Source organism: Knoellia locipacati, from assembly GCF_007992835.1.
Lineage (GTDB): Bacteria > Actinomycetota > Actinomycetes > Actinomycetales > Dermatophilaceae > Knoellia > Knoellia locipacati.
The window spans coordinates 111,425-128,672 of record NZ_BKBA01000009.1 but is presented as its reverse complement, the minus strand read 5'-3'; the positions used below and the strand labels follow the sequence as shown (position 1 = coordinate 128,672).

Annotated in this window: 12 protein-coding genes; 3 read left to right on the top strand and 9 right to left on the bottom strand. The window is 73.2% G+C overall.

The window, feature by feature from the left end; genetic code table 11:
- Positions 1–78 precede the first annotated feature (78 nt).
- On the bottom strand, positions 79–1,080 hold the full coding sequence (gene pgfA / locus KLO01_RS12145; protein ID WP_147065511.1) for a cell envelope lipid trafficking protein PgfA: 1,002 nt from the start codon (positions 1,078–1,080) through the stop codon (positions 79–81).
- Between the two features lie 115 nt (positions 1,081–1,195).
- On the opposite strand from pgfA, the gene KLO01_RS12140 reads away from it, so the two are divergent.
- Entirely contained in the window at positions 1,196–2,419 is a 1,224-nt protein-coding gene (locus KLO01_RS12140; protein ID WP_147065509.1) for an acyltransferase family protein, read from the top strand.
- Here the strand turns inward: KLO01_RS12140 and KLO01_RS12135 are convergent.
- Together KLO01_RS12135 and KLO01_RS12130 are read right to left on the bottom strand one after the other, a co-directional pair.
- On the bottom strand, positions 2,303–6,283 hold the full coding sequence (locus KLO01_RS12135) for an alpha-(1->3)-arabinofuranosyltransferase domain-containing protein (protein ID WP_147065506.1): 3,981 nt from the start codon (positions 6,281–6,283) through the stop codon (positions 2,303–2,305). The two genes, KLO01_RS12140 and KLO01_RS12135, sit on opposite strands and share 117 nt — an antisense overlap.
- Before the next feature lie 56 nt (positions 6,284–6,339).
- Complete coding sequence (locus KLO01_RS12130) at positions 6,340–7,029, bottom strand: class I SAM-dependent methyltransferase (RefSeq protein ID WP_246136181.1); 690 nt, start codon at positions 7,027–7,029, stop codon at positions 6,340–6,342.
- Positions 7,030–7,157: 128 nt separating this feature from the next.
- Here KLO01_RS12130 and KLO01_RS12125 point away from each other — a divergent pair, with 128 nt between their 5' ends.
- The gene (locus KLO01_RS12125) at positions 7,158–8,276 is read left to right on the top strand and encodes a glycosyltransferase family 4 protein (RefSeq protein WP_246136180.1); all 1,119 of its coding nucleotides are present in this window, start codon (positions 7,158–7,160) and stop codon (positions 8,274–8,276) included.
- Between the two features lie 171 nt (positions 8,277–8,447).
- Here the strand turns inward: KLO01_RS12125 and KLO01_RS17200 are convergent, their stop codons facing one another.
- The gene (locus tag KLO01_RS17200) at positions 8,448–8,594 is read right to left on the bottom strand and encodes a hypothetical protein (RefSeq protein ID WP_186828035.1); all 147 of its coding nucleotides are present in this window, start codon (positions 8,592–8,594) and stop codon (positions 8,448–8,450) included.
- The gene (locus tag KLO01_RS12120; RefSeq protein WP_147065501.1) at positions 8,591–10,336 is read right to left on the bottom strand and encodes an MmpA family trehalose lipid delivery protein; all 1,746 of its coding nucleotides are present in this window, start codon (positions 10,334–10,336) and stop codon (positions 8,591–8,593) included. Before KLO01_RS12120 ends, KLO01_RS17200 begins: the two co-directional genes overlap by 4 nt.
- Before the next feature lie 56 nt (positions 10,337–10,392).
- Here KLO01_RS12120 and KLO01_RS12115 point away from each other — a divergent pair, with 56 nt between their 5' ends.
- The gene (locus tag KLO01_RS12115; protein WP_186828034.1) at positions 10,393–11,592 is read left to right on the top strand and encodes an acyltransferase family protein; all 1,200 of its coding nucleotides are present in this window, start codon (positions 10,393–10,395) and stop codon (positions 11,590–11,592) included.
- A 51-nt stretch (positions 11,593–11,643) separates the two neighbouring features.
- Here the strand turns inward: KLO01_RS12115 and KLO01_RS12110 are convergent, their stop codons facing one another.
- Genes KLO01_RS12110 through KLO01_RS12095 form a run of 4 tightly spaced genes read right to left on the bottom strand, consistent with a single transcriptional unit; the run spans position 11,644 to position 17,217 of the window.
- Complete coding sequence (locus KLO01_RS12110) at positions 11,644–12,384, bottom strand: class I SAM-dependent methyltransferase (RefSeq protein ID WP_186828033.1); 741 nt, start codon at positions 12,382–12,384, stop codon at positions 11,644–11,646.
- The gene (locus KLO01_RS12105; RefSeq protein ID WP_147065495.1) at positions 12,381–13,106 is read right to left on the bottom strand and encodes a hypothetical protein; all 726 of its coding nucleotides are present in this window, start codon (positions 13,104–13,106) and stop codon (positions 12,381–12,383) included. The genes KLO01_RS12110 and KLO01_RS12105 overlap by 4 nt, the downstream gene beginning before the upstream one ends.
- Positions 13,103–13,459, bottom strand: a complete 357-nt coding sequence (locus KLO01_RS12100; RefSeq protein ID WP_147065494.1) for a hypothetical protein — start codon at positions 13,457–13,459, stop codon at positions 13,103–13,105. The genes KLO01_RS12105 and KLO01_RS12100 overlap by 4 nt, the downstream gene beginning before the upstream one ends.
- Complete coding sequence (locus KLO01_RS12095) at positions 13,456–17,217, bottom strand: alpha-(1->3)-arabinofuranosyltransferase domain-containing protein (RefSeq protein WP_147065493.1); 3,762 nt, start codon at positions 17,215–17,217, stop codon at positions 13,456–13,458. Before KLO01_RS12095 ends, KLO01_RS12100 begins: the two co-directional genes overlap by 4 nt.
- Positions 17,218–17,248: the final 31 nt, after the last annotated feature.

The window sequence follows — 17,248 nt, the reverse complement described above, 5'->3', positions numbered from 1 at the left end:
CGACCTCCGTGCCGGACACGACGAACCCCGCCACCCTCATGGGCGGCGGGGTTCGTCGTGTGACGCGCGTGGTCGGGGTCAGCGACCCGTGACGTCGGCGCGGCTGCGGGTGGCGTCGTCGTCACCGAAGACGTCGACCGAGCGGTCGTCGGCACGGGCGGGGTCGCCGTCGTCGCCGTGGCGTCCGGTGCGGACGTCGGAGTCGCCGTTGCCGCGTGCGCCGTTCCAGAGGAAGAAGCCGACAGCGGCCGACAGGAGCGCGAGCAGACCGGCGATGAGCGGGAGCTTCTCGACGAGGCCGAGCTTGCTGTCGTTGGCCTTGGCGTCCTTGATGTTGGCGGCCACCGTCTCGTCGGTGAAGCCGAAGTCGAGGTCGAGGACCGTGGTGCCGCTCTCGAGGACGCGCTTCTGCTCTTCGGTCTGCTTCTGGATGGCTCCCGTGCGGGGGTCGATCCACATCGTCTTGAGCGACGAGTACTGGCCCTGGATGCCCTTGGAGATCTCGGCGGGCTCGTCGACGACGTCCACGACGAACTTGTAGGTGTTCCAGCCGTTGACCTTCTCCTCGCCCTCGAAGCTCGCGTCGACGGCGCGGCCGAGGAGGCCGTCCCAGAACGGGTACGTCTTCTTCTCGACGCCGAACGGGAACTTGTTGACAAGCCCCTCGTGCGGCGTGGCGTCACCGATGTACTTCTGGTCGTTGACGGCCATGCCCGTCTTGCGGTTGGTCGCGAAGCGGTCGGTCGACGCCGTGACGAGCTTGGTGCCCTCGCCGGTGTTGGTGTCGTCGACGCAGTCGGGCGCGTTGCCGTCAGGGTCGGTGATGAGGCAGGTGAAGGTGTCGAAGACGACGACGTCGCCGTCGGACTTCGCGCCGTCGGCCACGGTGTGGCTCAGGGCCTTGACCGGCGCGCCGTCACCGGACGGAAGGGCCGTCGCCTCACCCGAGAGCCGGGTGTAGGAGTCCGTGTCGAGCGGGGTCTTCTTCACCTGGCCCGGGACGTAGACCAACGCCAGCAGCGCTGTGGTGACGAGGAAGCCGGCAAGGCCCATCAGCACCAGACCGATGATTTTGCGCATCAGTGGGACACCTTTGTCTCAAGTGAGGGGAGCGTGATGGGGGGACACTACCAGCCGGTACGCATGCCGTCCGGCACCTTCGGGGTGACACGCCTCTCGCCTACGCTTCGCTGTCATGAGCACCCGGGCGCCTGCGGCAACGCACGCTCCCGCGCGCCTCGAGGTCCTCCCGGCCCTCGACGGCCTGCGCGGCGTCGCAGCCGGCCTCGTCGTGCTCACCCACGCGGCGTTCCTCACGGGCTTCGGGACCACCGGCGGGCTGGCCGGGCACCTCCTCGCGCGGGGCGACTTCGGGGTCTCGATCTTCTTCGCCCTCTCGGGCTTCCTGCTGCACCGCGGCCTCGCTCACCACCTCGAGGCGACCGGCCGCGTGGACGCCCTGGCGTACGCCGCTCGCCGGTTCGCGAGGATCGTCCCCGCCTACTGGCTGGCCCTCGCCGCCGTCGTCGTCGCCACCCGCCCCGACGTCGGTGTGTGGGTGCTCAACGCCCTCGCGCTGCACATCTATGCACCCGACGCGGTCATCGCGTCGTTCGGGCAGGCGTGGAGCATCGCGACCGAGCTGAGCTTCTATGCCGCACTGCCCCTGGCCGTCGTCCTCCTCGAACGCGTCCGGCGCGGTCGACCCTCCCGCCCTCTCGTGCTCCTCGTGGTCGCCCTCGTGGTCACGTCCCTGCTGCCGCTCGTCACGGGCCCCGCCGACTTCGGTGAGGACCTCCTCGTCGAACGGTGGCTGCCGTGGCGCGCGCCGCACTTCCTCATCGGGATGATCTGTGCCGAGGCGCTGCGTGCGCCCGACCACCCGGTCGCACGTGGCCTGTCCCGGCTCGCCCGCGACCCCGTCGGGTGCCTCGCGGTGGCCGCAGCCGCCTACCTCGCCTCGACGACGCCCGTGGCCGGCTCGCTCACCCTCGACCCCGCGCACGGCGTCGCCCTCCTCCTGCGCACCGGCCTGGCCACGGTCGTCGCGGCCGCCCTGGTCGTGCCGCTGACGCTGGGCCCGACGTCCGGTCTGTCCCGGGTGCTGTCGCGACCGGCCGTGCGGTGGCTCGGTGTGGTGAGCTACGGCCTCTTCCTCTGGCACCTGCCGGTCTTCACCGCCCTGTATGCCGTGACGGGCGCGGAGTTCTTCCGCGGCGGTCTCGCGCCCCTCCTGGCCGCCGGGGTGCCGATCAGCCTCCTGCTCGCGTTCCTCAGCCACCAGCTCGTCGAGGTCCCCGGCTCACGCCTCACGTCGCGGCTGCTCGCCCACCGGCGTCAGCGCCGCGAGCGCCACGAGCGCGACGAGCACGACGCGCAGCGCACCCTCGAGGAGCGCCGGGCCGAGACTGCCGGGTGACAGCACGGCCTGCGCCACCGCGCAGGCCACCACTCCGGCACCGACGAGCAGGGGGCGCAGCGCCCCGTGCATCCGCGGCCCGAGGGTCCTCGCCAGCAGCGCTCCCGTGAGTGCGGCAGCGGCACCGGCGGGCCCGGCGACCAGGGCCCCGACGCCCGTGGCCCCGAGCACGGCGGCCCACGACCGGCGGCCCGTCACCGCGTCGTGGCGGTCAGGTCCGGCGGCTGGCAGTGCGGTCTCGGGTGCGGACCGGCTCGGTGTGCCGGACGTGCGCACACAGAGGGCGACGAGGGCGGTCGCCAGCAGGAGCCCGACGAGGAGCGCCACCCGGTAGGCCCGGTCCGGCCCGTAGGTCACGGTGAGCTCGCCCGCGGTTCCCGCGGGGACGACGAAGCCCTGCCGACGCCCGTCGACCACCTGCGGTTGCAAGGGCCGCTCCCCCACGCTCGCCTGCCAGCCGGCGTTCGAGTTCTGGTCCATGACGACGAGCCGGCCCACGTCGGAGGCGGGCACGTCGGCGCGCCACGTCGAGCCGTCCTGTCGGGCCGACAGGGCAGCGGCCCCGGCGACGGCACTCGCCGACGACGTCTCGGCGCGCAGCACCGCCGAGCCCGCCGTGAGGCCGAGCCAGGTCCCGACCTCGACGCGGTGGCTCTCCCCCGGGCCGAAGGACACAGGTTCGCAGGCGCTCCAGCTGCCGGCGCCCTCACCGAGGAGCTGGTCACGGGTGAGGGACGCCCGGGTCGGCACGACGCGACCGTCGACGACGAGCCGGGGACCGGCACCGCAGGGGGCGTCCACCCGCTGCTGCGGCGGCGCGAAGGTGACGCCGGCCAGGTCGATCGCCTCGAGCTCGAGGGCGGCGTTCGACAGGGCGGCGCGCTCGGCTCCGGGTACCCGGACGAAGGCGAGCTCGAGCCTCGACCCCGTGGTCGGGGGGATCTCGACGACCCCGTTGGGCTGGATGCGGCGGGTGTACTCCTTGCCACCGACGTCGACGACGACGGCCGGCGCTGCCCGTTCGGCCCAGTCCCGGCGGGCTTGGAACCGCAGGGTCGACACGGTGACGTCACGGCCGAGGTCGAGCGTCACCTCGGGTGTCTCGTCGTCGAAGGCAGGGCTCCACGCCGTGCGGTCGTCGCCGTCGACGATCGCGTCGGGGCCGGCCTGGGGCGCGTCGGTCCTCACACTGCTCGTCGTGACGGTGACCCCCGGTGCCCGGGTGAGCTGGGGGGGCGCGGCGGCGCCCGTCCTCGCGAGGGTGCCCGTGACGCCCCACCGGCCCGGGTGCGTTCCCGGCACGTCGCGGACGAGCGCCCCCGTCTGCTCGGGGTCGGTCGACTGTCCACTGAGACAGGTGAACTCGCGTGCCGAGGTCGTGCAGCCGTCCCGTCCGGCCAGGCCCGCCCCGAACACGATGGCTTCGGTCGACGCCTCGCCGGTGTCCGGCGGGGGCAGACGGACGACCTCGGTGGCGCTGACCCCGGGGATCTCCACCTCGGCCAGCCCGGTGATGACACGACCGGGCGTGTCGTCGGCGGTGTCAAGGATCTCCACCTGGAGCCGGCGGTGCGCTCCCGCAGGGAGGTCGACCCGTGTCGGCCCCTCGCCCAGGGACGCCGTGACCGCGGCGCCGTCCGCAGTGACGCGCACTCTCGTCGGCCGGCTGACGCTCGCACCGAGCGAGGGGTCCGCGCCCAGACCGGTGAGGGTGACGTGGTCGAACGTCGTGCCGGTCGTCAGGTCGACGGTGAGCCTCGGGTGCTCGTCCCACATCGCGGCCCACGCGGTCGCCGGGTCGCCGTCGACCGCGGCATACGGGCGTCGGGCCGGGCGGAGCCCCGAGAAGCCCAGGTCCTCGGCGATGGACGAGGACGCCGAGACCCCGGCGATCCCCTCGTAGGTGACGGAGGAGCGCAGTGTCCGGTCCTGCCACGGCAGGTAGTCGGGGGCGTCGCGGCCGGCGGCGGCGCTGAGCGTGTTGGTGAGGTCCTGTCCACGGGGGGCGCCGAACCACCGCTCGCGCGTTCGCATCCCGTCGGTGTCGACGCGCCGGGCGGGCGTCAGGGCGCTGCTCCGGTCGCCGTCGAAGACCACGGGTCCGGTGAGTAGCCCCGCGTCCGCGAGGCGCACGAGGTCCTCGCTCGCACCGGATCCGCCGAGGACGTCGGCGGCGGCCCACAGCTCGAGACGTTCGGCCGGGCGCGTGTCGAGGTCGTAGATCTCGACGGGGAAGACGCGCTCCCCCGTCGCGTCGACGAACGAGGGGCCGAAGCCCTGGGCGAGGGTGACGCCCGGCGTGGCCCGCACGGCGGACCGGGCGAACGCGACAGGAGGCTGGCCCGACTCGTTGGTGGCGAGGTCGTTGCGAACGACGAGGTGGCGCACCCCGGCGCGGGCGAGCACCTCGGCTCCCGCGTCGAGGCTGCGCCCCGTCTGGAGCCGTCGCTCGATCTCGTCGAGGAGGCGGATCGTCCCGGCGGGAGCGAAGGGCACCGCGTCGCGCACGGCATACGAGGCATGCGTCAGCGGACGCAGGGGCTCGTCGATGGTCCGGCCCCACTGGTACTCGCCGAAGTTCGCGGCCGGGACGACGAGCGCCTGGCCCTCCGCGCGGTGGGCGTCGAGCCACCGGCCAGCGTCGACCCACTGCTGTGGCATCCGCTCGAAGGTGCCGCGGACGGCCACGGCCCCGGTGAACCCGGGTGCCGCCGCGCCGACGACCGCGAGCGCGGCGGCGCCGAGGGCGACGGTCCGGTGCCACTCGAGGCGGGGACGCCCTACCGCGATCCGGCCGAGCAGGTGGGTCAGCCCGACAACCAAGGGTAGCCGCACGAGGAGGTCGACCTTGTGGATGTTGCGCAGGGGCGCCAGCGGTCCGTCGAGGGCGGACTGCGCGGCGCCGACGAGCGGTGACGACAGCGGGCCCGAGTGGGCGATGGTGAGCAGCACGCCCCCGACGAGGAGGCTGGTCCAGAGCCAGCGGCGCTCCGGCACCCGCGCGAGGGCGAGACCCGACAGGCCCAGCGCCGCGACGACCGAGGTGAGGACGATGAGGCTCCGGCTCGTGACGAGTTCGTTGCCCGCCGGCCACCACGCGCCACCGGGGGTGACGATGTGCCCGAGCCAGTGGGTGGTCCCCCGCACGACGTCGAGCATGCCGACAGGTCGCATCACCGCTCGGGCGTTCTCGATCCAGTCGAGGAAGGGTGGGGCGTAGCGCGACATGACGAGCAGTGGGCCGAGCCACCACGCCGTCGCGGCCACGACGGCGGCCGCCCACGACCAGGTGAGCCGGGAGCGCCACCACCGGTGACGGGTGACGAGCCAGAGCCCGGCGGGGACGAGGGCGCACAGGGTGGCGGTGGCGTTGACGCCGCCGCAGCACAGGGCGGCCAGACCGCTGAGGCCGGCGGCGCGGCCGGCGGACAGGCGGCCACGCGAGGCCGCGACGAGGGGCCACAGGACGAGGGGCGCGAGCAGCTGGGGCTGGATCTCCGCGCTCAGCCCGGCGATCGACGACACCACGCGCGGGGCGAGCACGTAGGCCAAGGCCCCGACGATCCGGGTCCGGGGTGTGCCGACGCCCAGGGCTCTCAGCAGGCCGGCCGTCCCGAGGAAGCCTGCCGTGAGCAGGAGCGACCACCACACCCGCTGGACGACCCAGACGGGCGCGACCTCGGAGCCCAGGGCGAAGAACGGGCCCATCGGGAAGAGGTAGCCGTAGCCCTGGTTCGACAGCCCACCCCACGTGACCTGGGGATCCCAGAGGTGGAGCGAGCGCGCGAGGAACCCCCACGCGTCGACGTAGAGGTCGTTCTTGGTGTCCTCGGCGATCCGCCCCGGCGTGACCGACCAGGCCACGGCCCAGACGACCAGGAGGCCCGCGGCGGTGGCGGGGTCAGGAAGGCGCCGCCACCTCACGTGCGACGGAGCACGAGCATGAGGTTCCAGCTGAGCACCTCACGCAGTCCGGGGACCTTGAGCAGCGGGTCGGCCCAGTCGGGGTGGTAGCGGGGTGCGGCCTCGACGAGCACGGCCCCCTGCTGGCGCTTGGCCCACCGCAGACCCCCGGCGACCGAGGCGGCGTGCATCGTCTCGCCGAAGCGGTTCTTGGGCGGCCGGCCGTGCAGGCGCTCGTAACGGCGCCGTGCGTAGTCGCCCCCGAGGAGGTGCCACGGCGACGTCTCGTGCCCGCCCCAGGGCGACGCCCACGCGGTGTAGGAGATGAAGACGAGTCCGCCCGGCTTGACGACCCGCAGCATCTCGTCGGCGAGGACGCCGGGCTGGGTCACGTGCTCCATGACGTTGTTCGACATGACGATGTCGGCGAAGGCGTCCGGGAAGGGCAGGTTCTCGCCGCGACCCACGACGGCACCGTTGCCGGGGCCGGGGTTGAGCGACTCGCGCTCGAGGTCCACGGCGACGTAGCGGGCCCCGCGGTCGACGAAGCGGCGGCCGAACTGCTCCTGGCCGGCCCCGATGTCGAGCACGGTTCGGCCCTCCAGCGGCTCGTGCCGGGTGATGAGGGTGATGGTGTCGTTGGCGACGTCGGTGTAGAACCGTTCCGGGTCGGTCTGCTCGACGAGGAAGGACCTGAAGAGGTTCACCGACCTTGCTACTGTCCGGTATCTTTTGGTCGGCGCGCGTCGCATGACGGGAATCTAACCATCCCCGGCCGGGTGTCCGCTGTGACCGTCGGGCAACGCCGCCCCAGCAACTGATCGAGGTGAGACCCGTGGCCCTGAGCATCCTCATGCTCAACTGGCGCGACATGGCGCACCCCGAGGCCGGAGGCGCGGAGAAGTACCTCGTCACGGTCGCCGAGGGTCTTGCCGCCAAGGGCCACGACGTCATCTTCCGGACCGCCGGCTACCCCGGTGGGATCCCCGACGAGGTCGTCGGCGGGGTCCACTACATCCGCCGTGGGGGTCGCTTCGACATCTACGCGCGCTCGGTCCTCGCGCACCTCGTGAAGAGGTATGCCGTCGACGTCGTCGTCGACGTGCAGAACGGCGTGCCCTACCTCAGCCCACTGACGCACCGGGGGCCTGTGGTCAACCTCGTGCACCACGTGCACAAGGAGCAGTGGCCGGTGCTCTTCGGGCCCCGGCTCAGCCACGCCGGCTGGTGGCTGGAGTCACGGCTGGCCCCGCTCGTCTACCGCCGCACGCCCTACGTCGCCGTGAGCGACTCGACCCGCCGCGAGCTCGTCGGGCTCGGCATCGACGCGGAGCGCATCGAGGTCATCCACAACGGCACGGACGCGGTCCCGCTCGACGACACCCCCCGCTCGCTCCACCCGTCGGTCATCGTCCTCGGGCGGCTCGTCCCCCAGAAGCGGGTCGAGATCGCCATGCGTGCCGTCGCCGAGCTCGCCCACCAGCACCCGGACATCACCCTCGACGTCGTCGGCTCGGGCTGGTCGCTGCCCCACCTCGAGCAGGAGGCCCGCGACCTCGGCATCGAGAAGCACGTGACCTTCCACGGCCACGTCTCCGAGGCCGAGAAGCACGAGCTGCTCGCGCGCGCGTGGGTGCACGTCATGCCCAGCCTCAAGGAGGGCTGGGGTCTCGTCGTGGTCGAGGCGGGCGTGCACGGCACCCCCACCGTCGCGTTCACCGAGGCGGGCGGCCCCACGGACTCGATCGTCCACGACTCCACCGGCCTGCTCGTCGACGGCGGGCAGGAGGAGTTCACCGCGGCGATGCGCTCGCTGCTGGAGGACGACGAGCTGCGCGCACGGATGAGTGCCGAGGTGTCGACCTGGGTGCGTCGGTTCCACTGGGACGAGACGGTCGACCGGTGGGAGCGCCTCCTCGAGCGCACGGTCGCCGAGGCCGACGGCCGCTCCTGAGGTTCAGGGCCACGCGCGACCCGCACGTCGCGCCGGCCACGACCGCGGGGGTCCGTCACCGCAGGTCGGTCACCGCGGGTCGGTCACGACAGGTCGGTCACCGCGGAGTCGACAAAGCCCCGCTGCGCTGTGCGCGGCGGGGCTTGCATCGGTCGGCCCTGGGCCGGTCGGTCACGGAGCGTCGTAGATGACGACCTGTTCGCTCTTGCTCGGCGCGTTGGGGCTGGGCGAGATGGCCGACACTCCACCGACGACGGTGAAGAGGGCGAGGACGGCACCAGTGATGACCGATCCAACGGTGGCGAGAACAGGCGTCATGGGCGTGAGCGTAGCAGACCGGTCAGTAACTTGCGGTCAGTCCGCCGCGCGCCACGCCACCCGATGATCCCCAGCGCCGTGAGGAGCGTCACGCCCCAGCCGAGCACCCCCGCGCCGGACGCGGAAGGGCTCCGTGCCGGCCCTCCGACGTCCACGACGAGGAGGCTCGGGCGGTCCACGACGACCCGCCCCGAGGACCGCAGCGCGCCGGTGTCGACGTCGAGACCCGACCCGAGCTCGGCGGCGACGTAGCGCACCCCCTCAGCGGCCAGGGCCCGGTCGGGTGGGGTTCCGGCGCCGATGCTCTTGGAGACCTCGGCGGCTCGCGCACTCTCGCCGGCGATCGTGCCGGAGCGCAGCGGGAGCGAGTCGTCGTACAGCACGACCCGGTCGACGGTCCTCGGTGCCAGGGTGAGCGAGACCCTGCTGTCGTTCCACCCGTAGCGGCGGTACTGGCTCCACGGGAGCAGCCCGACGTCCCCCGGCGGCAGCGCCGCGAGCTCGTCGACGCCCTGCCGGTAGTCCGAGGGCACGGTCACGGCATCGAGGCGACCTCCGATGCCCCACGCCAGCTGGGGGGACAGGACGAGGGGCAGGCCGAGGAGCAGCGCGACCGCCGGCCCCCGGAGACCGGCGGGGAGGCGACGAGCAGCCCGGTCCGCCAGGACACCCAGTCCGGCCGCGCCGACGACGACCCACGGCGCGATGAGCTTCTGGCTGTCGCGCAGCGCACCACCGCCGGGCACCCGGTGCACGAGCGTGTCCCACAGCTGCTCGGCCGGCCCGCTCACGCTCAGCAGCACGAGCACCCCGAAGACCGCCAGCGGGGCCGCGAGCAGCAGGCCGTCCCGGCCGGGCGCCGCCACCAGGGCGAGCGCCACGCCCGCGGTCATGAGGAGCGCAGCGGTGAGGGCGATGAGGACATGGCTCCGTGGCTCGGGGTGGGTGCCCGTGTTCCAGAACCCGCCACCGCCGAGCAGCGAGCCGATGACACCGACGGGCGAGTCCGCGACCGGGGCGAACGCCCGGGCCCCGAGGGCGTCGGCGACCGGGCGGGCGGTGAGGGCCGGCACCGCCCAGGCCCCGGCGAGGCCCGCCGTGAGGAGCAGCGAGACCCCCGCAGCCCGGGCGACCGGCCACGACCGTGCCCGGACCGCGCCGGCGAGGAGGACGGTGAGCACCGCCCCGCTCACGACGAGCAACGCGTTCACTCCCCCGAGCCCCGCGAACAGCAGGGCAGGTGCCACGGCATACACCGTCGACGTGCCGCGCACGACGCGGAGGGCGCCGCGCAAGGCCCACGGGAGGACCGCGAGACCCAGCACGACCACCCACTGGCCGACGGCCAGACGCTCGGACACGAAGGGGTTCCAGACGGCGGCGACGACCGTGGCGCAGCGGCCGGCCATCCCCACGTCGGGGACGAGCTCGGCGAGGAGCGCGGCCGCCCCGAGCGCGAGCGTGACGAGGATCGTGAGGAGGACGAGGTGCTGCGCCATCGACGCGCCCACGGCCTTGCCGAGCAGCACGGCGACGGCGTCGCTGGGGACCGCCCGCGGCGCGGGGGTGTCGAGGCCGAGCACGAAGGGCGTCCAGCGCGGGTCCGGCGACCACGGCATGTCGTGGGTGATGACGACGCCACGACCCAGCCCCGGACCGAGGACGAGGACTGCCTGGAGCACCGCGAGGACGACGGGGACCACCCCGCGCGGGGACCGTGGGTCCCACCGGCGCGAGGTCATGGTGAGGAAGCCTAGAGCCAAGACCGGAGAGCGCCCTGCATGTTTGAATTGCGCACGTGGCCGCCACCAGTCCGGAGATCCTTGCCGACGCCTCCTCCGGGACGCGCGCAGGTCGTCGGCTCAGCTCAGCCGGTGGCCACGTCGACGGGCTCACCGGCCTGCGCGGCTTCGCGGCCCTCGTGGTCGTGTTCGTCCACGGCTCCGGGCACACGGCCTACCCGTGGCTCGGCCTTCACGGCTACGGCCCGATCGCGCTGTTCGTCCTGTCGGGCTTCCTGCTCATCCAGCCGTGGTCGCGGTGGCTCATCGGCGTCGCCGACAAGCCCTCCGTCTCGACCTTCGCGCGACGTCGCATCTGGCGGATCTTCCCGGCATACCTCGTCGTCCTCCTCGTGACCGCTCTCGTGCTGCCCGGTTCACGTCCGCTCGAGGCCGATGGCTGGTTCCGGGCCCTCACGCTGACCAACACCTTCGGGGCCGATGGGCTGCGCCCCGGGATGGAGCACACCTGGAGCCTCGGGACCGAGCTCTCCTGGTATGCCGCCGTCCCCCTCGTCGCGGTCGCCGTCGCGACGCTGTCGCGGTTGCGTGGCCTCAGGCATCCCGTGCGGCCCATGCTCGTCGCAGTCGCGATCGCCTTCGCCGTCAGTGCGGGGTGGCGCTACTACGTGATGTTCCACGTCGAGGACTTCGGGCGGATGATCACCTTCCCGTTGTGGCTGCCGGGCTTCATCATCTGCTTCATGCTCGGTGCACTGGTCGCACACCTGCTCGTCGTCGAGCAGAGCGGACGCGGCACGATGCGCGCGGTGCGCTGGTTCGCGGGCCACCAGTGGCTCGTCATCGTCGTGGCGCTCGCGCTCGCCCTGCTGGGCAACTCGCCCCTCGGCGGTCCGTGGACGTTCCAGCCGGCCACCTTCTCGGAGGTCTCCATCCGCACGGCGGCCTGCACGTTGCTCGCGGTCGTGCTCCTCGTGGGTGTGGCCGCGGGAGCCGACGACTCCCCGCTCAACCGCCTCTTCTCGATGCGCTGGCTGGTCGCGACAGGGCGCTGGTCCTACGGCATCTACCTGTGGCACATGCCGGCGATGCTGCTCCTCGCCGACGGGGTGTCGATCCAACCCGGCTTCGCGGGGCTCGCGATCTGGCTCGCGATCCTGCTCGCCGTGGCGATCCCGCTCGGGGCGCTGACCTACCACTTCGTCGAGCGGCCGGCGATCGCGTGGAGCAAGGGCATCCCGCTCCACCTGCGCTGAGCCTGCCGCGAGGGCGATGTGCGACTGCCCCACCGCTGGGACTGTCGCGGCTCAGCAGCCCTCGTGGCGGCGTCCCGGTGGCGGCGTCGGCCACTCCCCCACGGGTGTCGTGGCGACGTAGAGCAGACCCGACGCCATCGACAGCATCGACCGTGAGACGAACCGGTCGAACCGGTCGATCGGCTTCGGGAAGAACGCGGGGACACCCTCGCGTCGGCGCACGGTGTAGCCGTAGCGCTCGAGGATCTCTGTCAGCGCCCGGAAGGTGAAGACCTTGAGGTGGCCCTGCACCTGGTTGCCCTGGCCGAGGACCCGGTGGCGACGCCCGAGCGCGACCTCGCTGCTCGTCTCGGTCCCGAGGGGCTGCACGCCGAACGGCACGAGGACGCGGTTGGCCCACGACACCATGTTGGGCGTGGACACGACGAGGGTCCCCCCGGGCACGAGGACGCGACGGATCTCGCGGAGGAAGGCGTCGGGGTCGGGAACGTGCTCGATGATCTCCCCGGCGACGACGCAGTCGAAGCTCGCGTCCTCGAACGGCAGCCGCTGGGTGACGTCGCCGCGCGCGTAGTCGAACCGCTCGCTCGCCACGTCGTCGTAGACGTCGACGCCCGTGAGGCCCGTGAGCCCCGCATCCGCGAGCCGGTCGAGCAGGAAGCCGCGTCCGCAGCCGATGTCCAGCAGGCGCTCGGGACGGAGCTCGGTGACGAGCTCGATGATCCGGGCCAGGCGTGGGTCGACCCGCGAGATGTAGGTGACGTTGCCCTGGTAGTACTCCTCGAAGCTCATGAGCGTCCTTCCCAGGAGGGCGAGCCGTAGGACGACGTCCATGCCGTCGGTGTGTGGTCGGTCGGTCCTTCGCTGCCGGAGCCCCCACCGGAGCCCCCGGGGTCGTCCGGCCCGTCCCCCGCGTCCGACCTCGCCCCGGGGTCGTCCGCAGCGGGGCCGGTGGGGTGCATCGCGCTCGAGACGTAGCCGGCACCCACGAGGGTGAGCAGCGCGAGACCGATCGCCCCCAGGGCCAGCGACTTGTCCCGGTCCGGGAGCTGGCCACACAGCTGTGTGGAGATCGTGTCGTGCGCGGGGGCGAGCGGCGTGCCGCAGCGGATCAGCGTGCCGTCGGCCCCGGACGCCGCCACCGTCGCGAACATCGACGCGGTCGCGAGAGCGAGGGCCGGCACCGCCAGCACCGACGCCAGCGCGACGCCGCGGACCCACGGGCGCCCGAGGACGCGCGGCAGGGCGAGCTCGCTCAGCAGGAGCAGCACGCCCGCGGCGATGGCGAGCGCCACCGCGAGGGTCTTCGCTCCCCCGACGAGGTCACGGCACACGAAGTCGGCGAGGGGGTCGGTCGCCGGGGCGGCCGGAGACCCGCAGCCCACGGGTACGAGGTTCTGGCCCGGGGCGTTGACCGGGGTCACCCAGACGAGGATCGCGGAGCCCAGGAGCGCCGCGGCGGCGACCCGCAGGAGGCGCAGGAGCCACACCGGTGCGGTGTCGGCGGCGTTCATGCTGTGTCACTTTCCCCGGGACGGACCTCCACGCAGGCAGCGAGGAAGTGGACCCAGATGGCGAGGCCACCGATGTGGTGGGCGACCAGGTTGTCGTTGAGCCGGGTGGCGGGCGGGTACAGCGGGAGCGAGGACCCGAGGAACCAGGCCACCGGCACCGCGACGAGCAGGACGACGGCGGCCGTCGCGAGGACGCGGCCACCCGGCCGGACCACCCGCTCGCCGACGAGCAGGAGCAGGGCGACGACGGCGGCGACCCAGCCCACGGTGGCCCAGACCGCAGCCGCGGCGAGAAGCCACAGCGGTGGCTCCCACGGGGCCGGCCGTGGACGTCTGGCGACAGCAGTGCTCATGCCACGTCCTTCCGTCGTCGGTCCCGCCACTGTGAGGCACGCATCGGCAGGGTGCCACCTCGCGCGCCGAGGAGGAGCACGAGGAGGCACGCGACCAGGGCGGCACCGCTGACCAGCCAAGCGCCCAGCGCGGGGCGGGCGGGCGCGAATGAGATGGAGATGACGTCGCCGGGGTCGGCGTTGACCCGCCACCCGGAGGCGTACCCGTCGAGGACCAGGGGCGCACCAAGGTCCTTGGCACCCAGGGCGGCGGTCCACCGCTCGTCGTAGGACTGGCCCGACGACACGAGGCACGGCGAGCAGCCGGACGTGAGGCGGAGGTCCATCGACGCCGTGCCGTGACGCACGACCTCGAAGGTCGGCGCCGCGACCTCGGGCGGGGGCGTGCCCGCCGAGGAGAGCCGGAGGTCGTCGAGCGCCAGCGTCGTGAGGCCCGAGAGCCGGTGGCGCCCCTCGTCGAGTGTGAGGCCGGCCCCGCACGCCTCGAACGGGACCGCCTTGCCGTCGAGGAGGTAGGCGAAGTTCTCGCGGAGGTCCGCCTCGAGGGGCCTGCCGTCGATGGTGCCCACCTCGACGCAGCCCGACGGCGGGGTGACCGTCGTCGTCTTGCGCGGGAGGCCGATGTCTGTGACCCGGACGAAGCCGCTGCCGGTGCGTTCGGTGAGCAGGATCCGCACGCGGTGCGCGTCGACCGCCTCCGGGAGGGTGATCCGGCTCGTCCCCTGCTCGAGGGCGACCTCCGTCGGCTCACCGTCGTTGACCGACACGAGGGCCTTGGTCGCCCAGCTCGTGGAGTCCTGGGTGAAGGTGAACGACGACAGGCGGCGCTCGGGGAAGTCCACCGAGATCCACTCCCCGACGACGGGCTCGTTGGGGACCCAGGCCGTGGTCTCGTCAGGGTCACCGCCGCTGTCGTCGAGGGCCATCGAGGCGCGGGCGTTGGGGTTGCCGAAGGCGCGCGAGCTCGACTGCGCCACGACGTCGTCCTTCTGGCCGGCGAGCTCGTCGATGGCTGCGTCGGAGACACCCCCCGCGAGCCGGACCGTGCCGGTCGCCTCGAACCTGCGCTCGTCGGGGAGGGTGAACTCCCGCTCGAGGGTGGGCTCCTCGGTCGAGAGGCCGTTGGCGTCGCCGATGCTGCGGCGCAGGATGACGTCGAGCGGGACCTCGTCGAGGTCGACGCCGGCCGCCGTGGCAGCCGCCGCGAGCCGGCGCGGGAGCCTGGTCGGCAGGGCGGCCGCGCGGTCGATCGTCACACCGGGGACCGTGATCTCGGAGAACCCCACGGGGCCCGCGCCGGGCCCGTCGACGCCGGTGACCGCGATCGTCAGGCTCGACACGGGACGGTCGCTGATCTCGGCCGAGACGGGGAAGGTGTTCCAGGGCGTGAACGTGAGGTCCTTGACGACCGGCGCCCCGTCGACGACCGCGGTGACCCGCACGTCGGTGATGCCGGCCAGCCCGCCCTGCATCGGGGCGAGGGTGATGAGCGGCATGGCCACCGGGGTGCGCGGCGTGATGACAACCTCGTTGCCCACGCCGGTGCCGAAGTTGCCGAACCGCCACCCCGTCGTCCGGTCGCCGTCGAACGCCTGCGTCACGTCGCCGAAGGCGTGCGGGCCGAAGAGGAGCCCCTGCCCGCGGGTCTCGATGCGGGCGTTGCCCCGGATGACGGCGACCGTCTGGTCGGCCGCGGTGAACAGGGCGCGGGTGGCTGTCGGGTCGACCGTGGCGGGCAGCAGCGGTCCTGCGATCGCGGGGTTGTTGTTGCTCCACTCGCGGCGGGGGTTGCCGTCGGTGAGGACCACCCGCGCCTCGTCCCGGAGGGCTTCGGCGAGCTGTGCGTCGTCGAGCGCGCCGGCGAGCAGCAGGCCCGGCCGGTCGTCGAGGAGTCCGGCGCTCTGCAGGCTCGGCAGCGCGGTGCCGGCGCCGTCGACCACGAGTGCGCCCGCTGCGGGGCGGACCGCCGCCGAGGTGCTCGGGACCGTCCCGGCAACGGACCTCACCATCGCCGGGGCCTGCGCCCCGTGGGCCACCGCGGCCGGGCCGTAGCCCTGCCCGAGGGTCAGTCCCGGGTCCTCCCTGAGCTGGTCCTCGACCCTGGCGCCCACCGACCCGGTGCCCTTGACGTCGTAGCGCCCGATGACGTCACCCGCGCCGATGTATGCCGCGAGCGTCGAGACCGCGCCCTGCGGCAGGGTGCCCTGGTGCAGGCGTCGGTCGACCTCGGCCAGGAGGTTCGCGGCATACACGCCCCCGGAGGGGGACGCGCTGCGGAAGGCGAACGGCTTGCGGAACAGCGACGGACCGATCTCGTCGGGTCCGCTGTAGCCCCACGAGTACGCCGGCACGCCCGTCCCCGGGACCATGAGCACGCGGCCGTCGCCCGGGCGCTCGTTGACCGCGGCGGCTGCCTGCTTCCAGTAGGCCGGGACGTCCATCCGCACCCAGAAGAGGTCCCCGCTGAGGGCCGGCGCCACGGCCCCGGCCACGAGCGCGACCGCCGTCCACCCCGCCACCCAGCGGTGGGTGGCCGTGGAGAGCCGGGGCACGATGGCGGCGACCGCGAGGGCGACGAGGACGGCCAGCCCGAGCTCGAGGACGGCTCCGGCCTTGTTCGTCGTCCGGAACGCGATGAGGCCGGGCACGCCGTCGATCGCGGCGCCAACGGCCCGTCCCCACGCGCTCTTGTCGTCGTTGGGGAAGGTCCCGACCATGACGAGGGCGCCCACGAGGACGCACGTCGCGCCGAAGAGGCGCGCGGGTGAGCGCGACAGCCGCACGGCGAGCCCGGCCAGGACGGGAGCGCCGAAGGTCAGCAGGATGACGACGGGCCCGAGGACGTAGGACAGGCGGCCGGGGTCGAACGGGCCGTCGGCGTCGGCGCCGTAGAGGGTCCACATCCCGAGGCCGCGCAGCACCTCGGGGAAGGAGTTGACGGTGTTGATCGCCTGGGTCGACTCGGTCGCCTCGGCGATGGCCGTGCCGACGCCGAGGGCGGAGACGGCGGGGATGAGCCAGTAGGCCGAGAGCACGACGTAGAGCAGGCCGGTGCGCAGGATGAGCCAGGCGACGGATGCGAACCGGTGTCCCTCGACGAGGACCGCGTGGACGACGACGGGGATGACGACGACGAGCTGGATGATCGGGACGATTCCCGCGTTGAGGCCGCTCATCGCCGCGAGGACGAGCGCTCCCGCCGCGGCCCAGCGCCACGACGGCGCGCGGAACCCGCGGAGCCAGCAGACGACGAGCCACGGCAGCAGGGCGTAGGGCAGCAGCGTGGGAGTCGTCCCGCCGCCGATGAGCACGTAGGGGTTGGCGGCATACGCGACGGCCGCGGCCACCCCGGCGACGGCGCGGCCGGACGAGCCGGGCCGATCCGCCACGAGCTCGCGCAGCACGAGCCGGGCACCCCACGCCGCGAGGACGAGCAGGGCGATGCGCCATAGCCGCATGATGAGCCAGGCCGGGACGCCGACGACCTCGAAGAGCGAGAACAGCGCGGCCACCGGGACGATGCCGGTGTTGTAGTTCGACGTTCCGAGGTTCGGGGTGTCGAGCCACGCGGAGGCGAAGCGGGCGGCGGTCTGCGATGGCCGCAGGAAGATCTCGGGCTTGGTGTCGGGGGTGAGGACCCCGAAGTCGCTCGCGAGGACGAGCACCACCAGCAGCACGGTGAGCCCGGCCAGCACGCGCGTCTCCGTCGACGCCGCGGCGATGCGTGACCGGAGGTCGCGCGACCGTGTGCTGTTCACTTCACTCCATCGTCAGGGCTACCAGCGGGTA

Coding starts and splice junctions, on each gene's coding strand:
- KLO01_RS12140 (WP_147065509.1), top strand. CDS start 1,196: ATGAGCACCCGGGCGCCTGCGGCAACGCACGCTCCCGCGCGCCTCGAG.
- KLO01_RS12100 (WP_147065494.1), bottom strand. CDS start 13,459: ATGAGCACTGCTGTCGCCAGACGTCCACGGCCGGCCCCGTGGGAGCCA.
- KLO01_RS12105 (WP_147065495.1), bottom strand. CDS start 13,106: ATGAACGCCGCCGACACCGCACCGGTGTGGCTCCTGCGCCTCCTGCGG.
- KLO01_RS17200 (WP_186828035.1), bottom strand. CDS start 8,594: ATGACGCCTGTTCTCGCCACCGTTGGATCGGTCATCACTGGTGCCGTC.
- KLO01_RS12120 (WP_147065501.1), bottom strand. CDS start 10,336: ATGACCTCGCGCCGGTGGGACCCACGGTCCCCGCGCGGGGTGGTCCCC.
- pgfA (WP_147065511.1), bottom strand. CDS start 1,080: ATGCGCAAAATCATCGGTCTGGTGCTGATGGGCCTTGCCGGCTTCCTC.
- KLO01_RS12110 (WP_186828033.1), bottom strand. CDS start 12,384: ATGAGCTTCGAGGAGTACTACCAGGGCAACGTCACCTACATCTCGCGG.